Here is an 11,202-nt window from a genome sequence, read left to right on the forward strand (position 1 = left end):
GGCGCGAACCAGGGAGTTGAAAGGATTTGTGTCCGTTACTCTCGTCGAGATGGCTGTAGGGCATAATAGAATCAATAATCCGCTAGTTTGGATATCTAAGGCTTATCTTAAATTATGACGCTCCAAGACTTAGAATCCCAACTGCTCGCCCTGACACCCGCCGAAAAACATCACTCCCGTTCACATCTGTTTATTCGTAGGTACATCGCCAAAGAAGAGCGTAATCGCCAGATCGATCGCAAAAATTGCGATTCCTGAGACAATTACTGCCGCAGTCGCCGACTCGCCAACTTGCTTGACACCACCATAAGTCGTCATGCCCCAACCACACCCAATCGTCCCAATTGCCACCCCGAAGAGGACTCCTTTACAACCCAAAACAATCAAATCGTTGGTTTTTAAAAAGCTGCGCGCTGAATCTAAAAATACCAGTGGTGGTAATTGATAGAGTTGCGCCGCCACAAAAATCCCCCCAGCAATCCCACACACCAAACCCAACACGATCGAAATCGGCACCGTCGCGCCGCAAGCCAAAACTCGTGGCAAAATGAGATAATCGATCGGATCCGTGCGGAGCGTATACAGGGCGTCGATTTGTTCGCTGACTTTCATCGAGCCAATTTCGGCGGCAAACGCCGAACCCACCTGACCCGCAATCACACAAGCCGTCAAAATGGGAGCCAGTTCTCGGCAAAAAGCGATCGCAAACACGCCACCGACCGAACCGAGTGCCCCCATCGGCTCCAACTGTCTGGCGGTCTGAATCGTGAAAATTATCCCCGCCATAAAATTACTCAACAGCACGGGAATCATCGCTGCGGGGCCTGTTTTGAACGAGTGTTCGGAGATCTTATGCCAGCAAGTTTTACCTTGAATTAGATGCAGCCAAACTTGACCGAGCAGAAGGACTGTAAAGCCAAATCGTCTATATGCGTAGGGATGAGAGTTTGCGCCAGATCTGGGAGCCATGTGACAGAGGTGTGGGAAAGCTGTGCAGAAGTCACTCTATTATATGAAAGTCGCTTGGGGGAGAATGTTTCCACTCCACATCTGGCGGATTTCCACACGGGGAAAACGTACTACTAACCCACTGTAAGCTATGCTAGAGTATACATGCAGATTTAAGTCTAGATTACTGTAGAGGATTGGAAATGATTGACTCTGGCGATAGTAGTGGTAGTGGCAAACGGAAACTATTTTCTTTGTTATGCCACGGCTCGATTTTTTTAGGTTCGCTGCTCTTTACTTCGGTAATCCCATTAGTAATTTTGTTACTATTTGACGACCCCGTTATCAAAGCAACTGCCAAAGAAACACTTAATTATCACTTTAATATCTGGCTGTACTTCGCAATTTCGGGGGCATTAGGATTTCTCTTCACTGCCCTAATTGTCACAATTCCCCTCGCTTGGGCGATTGGTGGTTTATTCTTCCTGTTCCACTGGATTCCACCGATTTCCGGAATTCTAGCAACCCTAAATAATCCTAACGAACCTTATCGCTATCCATTTATTTGGAGATTACTATAACTTAATTCAAATCGATGGTGTAGAGAAAATTGAGTCTTTACACCATTTTTTTGCTCGATTGGTTGAGCCAGCTCGATCGGATTTAGCTGAAATCGACGTTGACTTGGTACGACTTGTAAGTCTAATTGTTGGCGATTGGACTCAGTTATCAATTAATTTAACAGCGATCGAATTTGGCGATTGGCTAATCCCCACAACTATAATTGCTCCTGAGTAATCTCGATGTGGGGGATTTGCCCTGGGAACTAGATTGCCATTGCGCCAGATCGCGAGCTGGTATGAAGCTAATCGGGACGGCGATCGCATTGCGGCGATCCTACCGAGCGATTATTCGGCAGCGTCTTCTTCATCAGGCTGAGGATATACAAAACTAGTAGATCTGCCCGTCAGGACTGATTTACCTAATGAGAGGGCTTTTTTGGCTTGGATTGCCGCTTTATTGCGCCAAGTGGCACGGCGTTTGTCACGCTTGGATTTTGACGTTTTCTTCTTAGGAACTGCCATTGTGAGTATATTTATTGAGGCACAGCCTTCCTAGTATATCAGAATCGAACTCGATCCCTAGCCGATCTCGCGTTAGCGATCGCGAATGAGCCGCACCTACGATCGTTAAAAGCTGTGGGGGTCTAGATTACACCACCCAACTGCACACTTTATCTCAGTCAAAACACTCAAAATTGTCCGACCCACTGCCAGATCTCAAATGCGACTGGATAGAATTGGGGGACAAAGATGCAATTGTTAGTTATTGTATCAAAATGGTAGCTACTTCCAAGCAGTACTCAAGCTTGGCTTCCCCAACTCTTTATCGCAGAATTTTGGCTGGTGTGACCCTATGGCAGACACAAATCATATACCCGATCGAATTTTAAATCTCACCGCTGAAGAACTCCAAATTGTTGAATATTTTGTCCGGGGTCAAAAACACTCCATCTCCAGCCCAAACTTGAAGCTAGAATACACGGAAACCTCAATTAGGTTGAGCGATTGCCAAGGCAAATTAATCGGGATTAGCAAACAAGTCAACCAGTGGCAACGTAAAGTTCTAATTGCCAATAGCTCTGAGTATCGACAGCCGATCGTGTCAGCTTTGACGGAACTAGGTTTTATCGATCGCCAAAAATCATCGCATCCAGAATTTACCGAGCATCATTATTATCAACTGCCAGAGTCATATAAACTCAACTATACTGAGACGATCGAACTGTGGAAAGTATGGTGGAATAACAAACGCTATCAACTCAATCTACCCAAACCCCCGATCGATGTCCTCACTTTTACCAAAGGCAACTGGTATCTAATTCGCGACTTACAACCCAAGCAGGGCACTTTTATCATCCGCACCGAGCGAGGTGAAATTGCGATCGAGCCGGATGAATATATCGTGTGGATCGATGCGATCGTCATTACCCACAGTGACTCATTACCACTGACGCCACTCCCCTCATCGGCATCCATATCCACTCTCTCCGCTCAGCTTGACAACGATCGGGACACGGATGGTCAGGATCGGGAAGAGATCGATCTAGAGTCATATCTCAATACTTTTAATACTGAGGATACCGAAGATATCGATCGGATTGAAGGCATCTATAATATCAACGAACTGCTCAGTGGCAACCAGGTTTTTGAGGATATTTTGCCGCCCGAGCCAGCTCCACAGCCTGCGGACGTCACCCCACCAGTACCAGTCGCCGAGCCAGCGCCAAGTGTAGCGCCACCAGTTGCGCCTGCGGCAACTGTAGAAGTGTCCGTTGCGCCACCAGTCGCGCCTGCGGCAAGTGTAGAACCGTCCGTTGCGGCACCAGTTGCGCCTGCGGCAAGTGTAGAAGTGTCCGTTGCGCCCCCAACCTCAGTGCCAACTTTGTCGATCTCGCAGCGCCAAGCGGCACTTAGAGACAAGGCGATGCAGGTGCTGGCAAGTTACTTAGAAAATGGCGATCGGATTACGCACACGGAAATATTGAAAAATGGTCAAGGTCAAGAGTTAAATCGCAAGATCGTGAACATTCAGCGGGGGTGCCCGAGTTGGGCGATCGAGCAGATCGCCCAACTGCGATCTCATCAATTTTAGACGCCACTAAAACTCAAAAATTTCGTCAAAGTTATTGTCATAGTTTGCGTGATGCGGAGTGCGGCATTCACTCCCGAATGGAATCTAGTCAGAAATTACCTGACTAGAATTATTTCAGGCTCATAATTCACTATTCACTATTCACTATCCACTATCCACTATGAGTAGGAATAGACTCCCGAGAATTGGCAAATCAGGGTAAAGTTGAGATATCTGAGGAGATGGATTTATCAAATGATCGGTCAGTTACTAGCGGGACACTATCGCGTACTCCAAATTTTAGGAATTGGGGGATTCGGTCAAACATATATCACCGAAGACTTGCATTTACCTGGAAATCCGAAATGCGTACTCAAACATCTCAAACCAGCCAGTACGGATCGATCGGTACTAGATATCGCGCGCAAACTGTTTGAAAAAGAGGCGATCGTTTTACAGCAACTGGGAAATCACGATCGCATCCCCCGGTTACTGGCTTATTTTGAAGAAGAACAAGAATTTTATTTAGTTCAAGAATACGTCCCCGGGCATCCCCTCTCGACGGAGCTACCAACGGGGACAAAATGGAGCGAGCAGCAGACGATCGAACTACTCCAAGAGATTTTGGAGATCTTGGTATTTATCCATGCGCAGGGCGTGATTCATCGCGATATTAAGCCCGATAATATCATGCGCCGCAATCTCGACCGCAGGTTGATTTTGATTGACTTTGGGGCGATCAAACAAGTTCGCAATCAACAGTTATTGCCGGGACAACAGACGATGACCGTCGCGATCGGCACACCGGGCTATATGCCGATCGAGCAAGCCTCCGGCAATCCTCGCCCCAGTAGCGATCTCTATGCCTTGGGGGCGATCGGGATTCAGGCGCTAACGGGTGTCAATCCTTACGATCTGCCCACAGACGATCGCACTGGCGAACTCAAATGGGAGCATCTGACTGTCGCTAATCCGCGCCTAGTTGCCATTGTCGGGCGGATGACCCGCTATCACTTCAAAGATCGCTACCATACCGCTCAAGAGGCGCTAGCTGCCGTTAACGCCCTAGTTACGGGCACATTTGCGCCCCAAGAAACTTACGTGCAGACACCACGACCTGTGACTGCGCCCCAGTATCGCCCAGCCGCCACCGTTGTCGCTCCGGGTGTAACTGTCCCTACCACTGCACCACAGCCGATCGCGCCCATACCCAAGCGAGGTTTTTCGCCCTTATTTGGTGGGATCGCCCTGATTTTGGCAGCAGTGGGCAGTTTTGGATTATTTAGCAGTAACTTCTTTGCTGGGCGCAACTTTGAGACCGATCTCCAGACCGATCTGTGTCGGGTCGCCACTCCCACCGATTTACCCACGACTAGAGTGCGATCGGCACCCCAACGCGATGCCAAAATTCAAGCTAATTTAGCGCGGGGGACGCGGGTGGTGTATCTCGCCGAACGAGACGCTTTTATCCAGATCCAGATGGCCGATCGTTCGACGGGCTGGGTATTTAATAATCAGGTCGCTGGGTGCAATGTCCCATCTGCCACACCGACGCCCAAACCGAGTCCCACGCCAGATATCGTCGCTCCCAAACCGACACCTAGATCGACACCTAGAGTACGCCGCACCCCTACCCCCGCGCCTACGCCTACCCCCTCAGCAACGCCAACCCCCACGCCAACACCATCCGAGTCGCCCATCCCGATCGATGTACCGACACCAACACCTACAATTACCCCAACGCCCTCACCTTCACTAGCACCGCTCCCAATTCCGGTCTATCCGCCCAGATCGCGCCCCACTCCCGATCCCATTCCAGCTCCAACTACCTCGCCATCACCGACAACCAACGATACCGATAACCCCTCAGACAAACCAGCCGATCCTACCCCGTTATGGTAGTCAAGCTACATTAGACTTCCTGCGAAAGTCAGGCTTTAGGCTTTCAGTGTGCCTACGCCAACGGCTACCGCTCACCGATCGGCTTTAGGCTTGAGCGGATGCGCTCAAGTAAGATCGTTGGGATCGAGACCTTTGGCGCGGAGATAGGCGATTAATTTTTCCTTCTCCTCACGTTCTCGATCGGCTCTTTGGGATTCCTGCTCGGCGCGTTGGGATTCCTGCTCGGCGCGTTGGGACTCCTGCTCGGCTCTCTGGCGTTCGGCTTCAATTTGTTCTACCGCCCAAGGCAAGATTGCGGAAGACTGGTGCCACCACCGCAGCCAATAGCCGCTGCGATCGGTTTTAGTTCCCTTCCAAGTTCCTAAATACAAGTCGATTTCTGGCAACCAATGACGACCGTTTTCATCGGGTTGTTCTAGTTCGTATTTGCCGTTTTGAAGTCGGTATAATTCTAACAATCCAGCTTTCGGCTCGAAGATGACATAAATCGGTACCTGCAATATTTGCTCGTAAAAAAACCATTTCCCAGGGGGATAAGTGGGTTTGACTGAGTACTCTCCACCTTCGGTTTCGGAGAGAAATTCCATGACGATGAGGGGTAAGTCGCCCTCTAGGTTGGGAGTGTAGCTATTGCGAGCGGCTAATTGCTCTCTGACGCTAGGGACATACAACCAATCTGGTGCTTTGATGACTAATTCTCCATTCACCGTCGCACAGAGGCCGAAATTAGTAGCAATCAACATCTGGGGTTGAATGCGTTGGGCGATTTCGAGGCTTTCTCGCAATGCGCCTGCGATTAATGGTTGTCCGTTATTTTCCACAGGTTCGTCCTCTAGCTTAAATCCAGCAGGAAGGGGTTCCCATGTGATTTCTAGTGGTTGTCGGTTAATCTTGAGTTGAGTTGTCATATATGCAACCTTACCTTATCGATTTCTATTTCTATTTTAACTGATACTCGACAACGTTTACAATCGCAATATCTCGCTCGAAGTTGCCGATCGAAATAGGTATAACGCCTCCCTATAAATGGGTAAATCGAACAAGATTATCGATGGCTTCAATCCTCTGTCCTTTGAATCGGTAGACGCTACAAAGGACAAGGGACAGGTAATTATTAATTATTAATTATTAATTATTGAAATGGTGCTAAAATTTAGAAAATAACTCCATCAACAACTCTTCAGCGGATACTTGTTGGATTTGTTGGAAGACAGCAGGGCCTTTCATAAAGTCTTTGATTGTCATCTTTTTATCGCGGAAATCTACCACAAATTGATAAACTTCGGCGATAGTTTGAATTTGGGATTCGGTTTGGGCGACCATTTCGCCGATCGGATCGACACCCGATTTGGTTAGCTTTTTATACTCTGCCACGATCGATCCTTCGGGCGTACTTTTAGTGATGCGGATTTCTTGTTTGAGATTGGCGTGTTGCTGATTGAGAAATTCATTTTCTTGTTCGATCCGCGCACAGCGTCGCGTCAGATCGTCTTCATTATCGCGATCGATAAGTTCGCCCATCTGATGCTGTTTCTCGATCGCGAGTAATTTTGCCAGATCTCCTGATTGATAAGCCTGATTGATTTCTTTCATGACTTCAGTATGATAGTCGCGATCTTTGTCATCACTAACTTTATCGGGATGAAAGACATCGGCTAAGCGTAAATAAATCTGGCGAATCTTTTTTAATTCATCGCGATCGATCGGGGGTGGATCTAGTTCGGCGCGATCGTAATTGTGCGCTTGTTGGCGTCCGAAGACTTCCTCTGCATCCCACTCATCATCGTCATCTGCTGGCTCGTCATCCATTTCGTAGCGACTGGGACTGGGACTAATCAATCCTGAGATTTGGAGCGTATAATAAATTTTCTCGATGTTCTTACGAGTTTGTTTGCCTAGTTTCTTACCAGTAAAAATCTCGGTAAAAACAGCATGAATTTTGGCGTCAATTTCTAAGAGTTGCTGGAGAATCGGCGCACTTCTTTGAGCCACTTCTAAGCCGATTTCCTGGATCCGATCGAGCAAATTATTTAGCTCGGTACGTTTTTTCTCGATTTGCTTGAGTAACTTTTCGTTGTCCCGTTCTAAAAATTCCAGCCGGATGCGAAGATCGGAGATGGCTAGCCCATCAGAGCTAGATGCAACAGCCGGATCGGCACTTGGGCGCAAGGGTGTGGATTTGGATTTTCGAGCCATAAAACGGGTACTTTGGGTTGAGATGGCAACTGCACTATTCTAATCCAGTTAATCGATCGGGTGTTAAGTCGATCGAGCGTTTCAGCGATAAATGTGCAGTGGTGCCCAGTGTGTATCCTGTCGGCGCACCTCGACTCGATATTACCACAATCCAATTATTCTGGACTGTCGGCGCGATCGCCTTAAATCATGACGTGACGTGCTACTTTAATATGTCCATTGACTTGTCGGACTGCTTGGATTAGATGATGGTTTTCACGATCTTGCTTGCTGGTTGATGGTTCTTGATATTTAGCAGCATTCTCGCGGTGCCGAATGCTGTTACTATCGGCTAGTGTAAAGCAGTTGAGTGTTGACTGTTGTCGATTGTTACTTGGGTAATTTAATCATAGTTATGGATAGAATTGGATCGATGTTACCAGACAAACCCGCGAATTTGGTGCGGAGCTGGCTGCGGCTTGACTGTATTTTGCTACTTGGGGCGATGGTGTTGTCATGTCAATCGGCGATGGCATTGTCAGCAGTAGAGGTTGGCAAAATTGCCAAATCGGTGACAGTCTCGATCGATAGTAATGATGCTGTCGGTTCTGGTGTGGTAATCAGAAAAGAAGGCAGCACTTATACCGTCCTCACCGCCGCCCACGTCGTCCGAGATCGCCAAGCGCAGTTTAAAATCACAACTCCCGACGGCAAAAATTATCCCTTAGTTGCCACTAATATTAAAGCCACTACCGATGCAGATTTAGCGATCGTTAAATTTCAAAGTGCGGCTAACTATCCGATCGCTAAATTAGGCAATGTCGAGACAGTCAGTGAAGGTTCGATCGTCTATGTTTCGGGATTTCCCCTAGCGACAACGGCGATTACAACATCGATCTATAATTTTACCGAAGGTAAAGTTACCGCCAATGCCAATCGCCCGCTCGCAGGTGGCTATTCGTTAGTTTATAGTAATAATACTCTCCCCGGTATGAGTGGAGGGCCAGTCTTTAATGAAGCTGGGGAAACGATCGCCATCCACGGCAAAGGCGATGTACAGCAGTCCGAGCGAGCTTCGGATATCAATAACAATATTCGGATCAAAACTGGGTTTAATTTGGGGATTCCGACGAATACTTTTATGCGCTTGGCGGGAAAACTCGGCGTTAATTTCGGTAGCAAGCCACCGATAGTTGTCGCGACAAATATTCCCAAACCGCCCCAAGCTGCGGACTTATTCTTGATTGGTGTCGATCGCTTCAATCGCGGTAATATCGGCGGTTCGATCGAGGCGATGAATGAAGCAATTAAGCTCAATCCTCGCTACACCAAGGCTTATCTCGCCAGATCTTCTGCCAATTTTATGAACAAGCGGATCGGCGCGGCGTTAGCCGATGCCGATCTAGCGATTGCCAGCGATCCCAAATCGGCAATCGCCTATGCTGGTAAATGCTTCTTGCTCAGCGAGTTTGGCAAACAGGGTGAGGCGCTAGGAGTCTGCGATCGTGCCGTGTCATTAGCACCGAATAATGCGATGGCGCTGACGATTCGGGGTTTAGTGGCTACCCGACTAGGTAATTACAGCATCGCCGCCGCCGATCTCGAACGCGCGATCTCACTCGATCCCAATCTCTATTACGCGTATACCAATTTGGCACTGACGCGCAAAGCCCAAAACAACCCCCTCGCCGCCCTCAACTTCGCCCGCAGAGCGGTACAAATTGCCCCCCAATCCCCTGGCGCACAATCTGTACTAGGTCAATTATTAGTAGCAACAGGCGATTATCGACAGGGATTATTCGCACTCAATCGCGCCCTCATTTTGAATCCCAAAATCGCCGCCGCTTATCGCGCTCGATCGCAGGCGCATCAAGCACTAGGGAACACAGCCCAAGCTAAACTAGACAATACCTTAGCTCGGCAATACGCCCTCAGCGCTCCTGATGGATTAATCGACGATATTAGTTTCTTGAATCAGTAGATGAGGGGACTGGGGGACTGGGAGATTGTACCATTACCCATTACCCATTACCCATTACCCATTACCCATTACCCATTACCTCTTACCTCTTACCTCTTACCCATTACCTCTTACCTCTTACTCATTACCCATTACCTTACCGCTGATGAATTACCAGAGATTTTGGCTTATTAGTATTGCGATTATAACTAACTTAGCTGCCAGCTTTTCCTTAGCTAAAATTGCCCAGGCAGATCTCCCACCCATTCCAGTCGATCGAGTCACTAGGAATAAATCTACCACCAATTTTGTCAGTCAAGGTACTGAAATATTCCTCAATGGTAAAACTCTAAATGTCCCCTGGGGACAATGGCAAACTAGCAATGGTTTGCGGTTGGGAATTAGCGATACAGCTCTCGATCGCCAGCTCGGGGTAGAGTTATTTAGTAATAGTAATTATCAAACCCAGCCCGTCGATTGGTATGGCACCACTCGATTCCGCAAAGCGGAGGCTACGCCAACGACACCAGTGAGTATAAATGCCAAACTCAGCCGTCAATATCGCTATCTAGATATTACCGATCTCGCCAAACAGAGCGGATGGCAATGGCAGATCGTCGGGACTAAACTGCAACTCAATACACCAGCGACTAGAGTCGTCAATGTCCGCCGCGAAAATATCCCTAAAAACGACAAAATCACCGTCACCCTAGATCGACATACACCCTGGAAACTCAGCCAAACACCTACCGAAGGTTATCTGACGATCGAAGCAATTGCCGACCCAAAATTACTCGCCCAATTTAATGCCCCGCCGCCAACTTTCGACACCAATCTCGACCCCGATGACGATCCGACAGCTAAGAAATTAGAATACAAAGTCACCAGCAGTAAAAATCAAACAATTATTCAATTTCCGATCGTTAAAGGACAGCGGGCGAGGACAAAATTATTGTCGCCAACTAGTCTCGAAGTGAGTATTAACTCCAATCTTGCCACCATTCCCGATCGCGAGATAAAATGGGCACCCGGACTCAAATGGCGACAAAAGTGGGTGAAATTGGGCGCGACTAATTTCCCCGTTAGCTACCTGGAAATCGATCCGCGTCAAAAAGGGATCAAAATTCGCTCGATCCTCGCACTCGAACCAAACTTAGTCGGTACCAACCATCTCATCAAATTTGCCCCCACTACTCAATTTGCCGCCGCCATCAATGGGGGCTACTTCAATCGGAATAATCGGATGCCACTCGGCGCTCTCAAACGCGACGGGAAATGGTTGTCCAGTCCGGTGTTAAATCGTGGCGCGATCGGTTGGAACGATAAAGGAAAGATGCAGATCGCCCGCCTCCAAATGCAAGAAACGCTCACTACCGCCACAGGCGCACAGTTACCCATTCTCGCCCTCAATAGTGCCTACGTCCAAGCTGGTATCGGTCGCTATACCAGTGATTGGGGCAGCACCTATACACCGATGCAAGCCAACGAAACGATCGTCACAGTGCAACTAGATCGAGTCACCCAAATCACTCCCAGCAACGCGATTGGCAGCACAAATATCCAAATCCCTACCAATGGCTATT

9 protein-coding genes and 1 pseudogene are annotated in these 11,202 nt (G+C 48.3%); 6 read left to right on the forward strand and 4 right to left on the reverse strand.

The window, feature by feature from the left end; all coding sequences use genetic code 11:
- Positions 1-180 precede the first annotated feature (180 nt).
- On the reverse strand, positions 181-969 hold the full coding sequence (locus tag RMO52_RS11845) for an MlaE family lipid ABC transporter permease subunit (protein ID WP_309741925.1): 789 nt from the start codon (positions 967-969) through the stop codon (positions 181-183).
- A 182-nt stretch (positions 970-1,151) separates the two neighbouring features.
- On the opposite strand from RMO52_RS11845, the gene RMO52_RS11850 reads away from it, so the two are divergent.
- Entirely contained in the window at positions 1,152-1,529 is a 378-nt protein-coding gene (locus tag RMO52_RS11850) for a DUF4870 domain-containing protein (RefSeq protein WP_309741924.1), read from the forward strand.
- Between the two features lie 327 nt (positions 1,530-1,856).
- On the opposite strand, the gene rpmF is transcribed toward RMO52_RS11850, so the two are convergent.
- Positions 1,857-2,033, reverse strand: coding sequence for a 50S ribosomal protein L32 (rpmF, locus tag RMO52_RS11855; RefSeq protein WP_295619862.1), 177 nt, complete (start codon positions 2,031-2,033; stop codon positions 1,857-1,859).
- A 331-nt stretch (positions 2,034-2,364) separates the two neighbouring features.
- Here rpmF and RMO52_RS11860 point away from each other — a divergent pair, with 331 nt between their 5' ends.
- Together RMO52_RS11860 and RMO52_RS11865 are read left to right on the forward strand one after the other, a co-directional pair.
- Positions 2,365-3,603, forward strand: coding sequence for a hypothetical protein (locus RMO52_RS11860; RefSeq protein WP_310414328.1), 1,239 nt, complete (start codon positions 2,365-2,367; stop codon positions 3,601-3,603).
- A gap of 234 nt (positions 3,604-3,837) precedes the next feature.
- Positions 3,838-5,484: a protein kinase domain-containing protein gene (locus RMO52_RS11865; RefSeq protein WP_310414331.1), complete on the forward strand. Its 1,647-nt coding sequence runs from the start codon at positions 3,838-3,840 to the stop codon at positions 5,482-5,484.
- 104 nt (positions 5,485-5,588) lie between these two features.
- Here RMO52_RS11865 and RMO52_RS11870 read toward each other — a convergent pair whose 3' ends face one another.
- Positions 5,589-6,392, reverse strand: coding sequence for a Uma2 family endonuclease (locus RMO52_RS11870; RefSeq protein ID WP_310414334.1), 804 nt, complete (start codon positions 6,390-6,392; stop codon positions 5,589-5,591).
- A 238-nt stretch (positions 6,393-6,630) separates the two neighbouring features.
- Positions 6,631-7,680 (reverse strand): J domain-containing protein, encoded by a 1,050-nt coding sequence (locus RMO52_RS11875; RefSeq protein WP_310414337.1) that lies wholly within the window; start codon positions 7,678-7,680, stop codon positions 6,631-6,633.
- A 101-nt stretch (positions 7,681-7,781) separates the two neighbouring features.
- Here RMO52_RS11875 and RMO52_RS11880 point away from each other — a divergent pair, with 101 nt between their 5' ends.
- From RMO52_RS11880 to RMO52_RS11890, 3 genes and pseudogenes are all read left to right on the forward strand, one after another.
- Complete coding sequence (locus RMO52_RS11880; RefSeq protein WP_310414340.1) at positions 7,782-7,925, forward strand: hypothetical protein; 144 nt, start codon at positions 7,782-7,784, stop codon at positions 7,923-7,925.
- Positions 7,926-8,074: 149 nt separating this feature from the next.
- Positions 8,075-9,640: a trypsin-like peptidase domain-containing protein gene (locus RMO52_RS11885; protein ID WP_310414343.1), complete on the forward strand. Its 1,566-nt coding sequence runs from the start codon at positions 8,075-8,077 to the stop codon at positions 9,638-9,640.
- Between the two features lie 145 nt (positions 9,641-9,785).
- Positions 9,786-11,202 (forward strand): annotated as a pseudogene (locus tag RMO52_RS11890) (hypothetical protein); the annotation flags it as partial.

The organism is Chamaesiphon sp. OTE_8_metabat_110 (genome assembly GCF_031382685.1).
Lineage (GTDB): Bacteria > Cyanobacteriota > Cyanobacteriia > Cyanobacteriales > Chamaesiphonaceae > Chamaesiphon.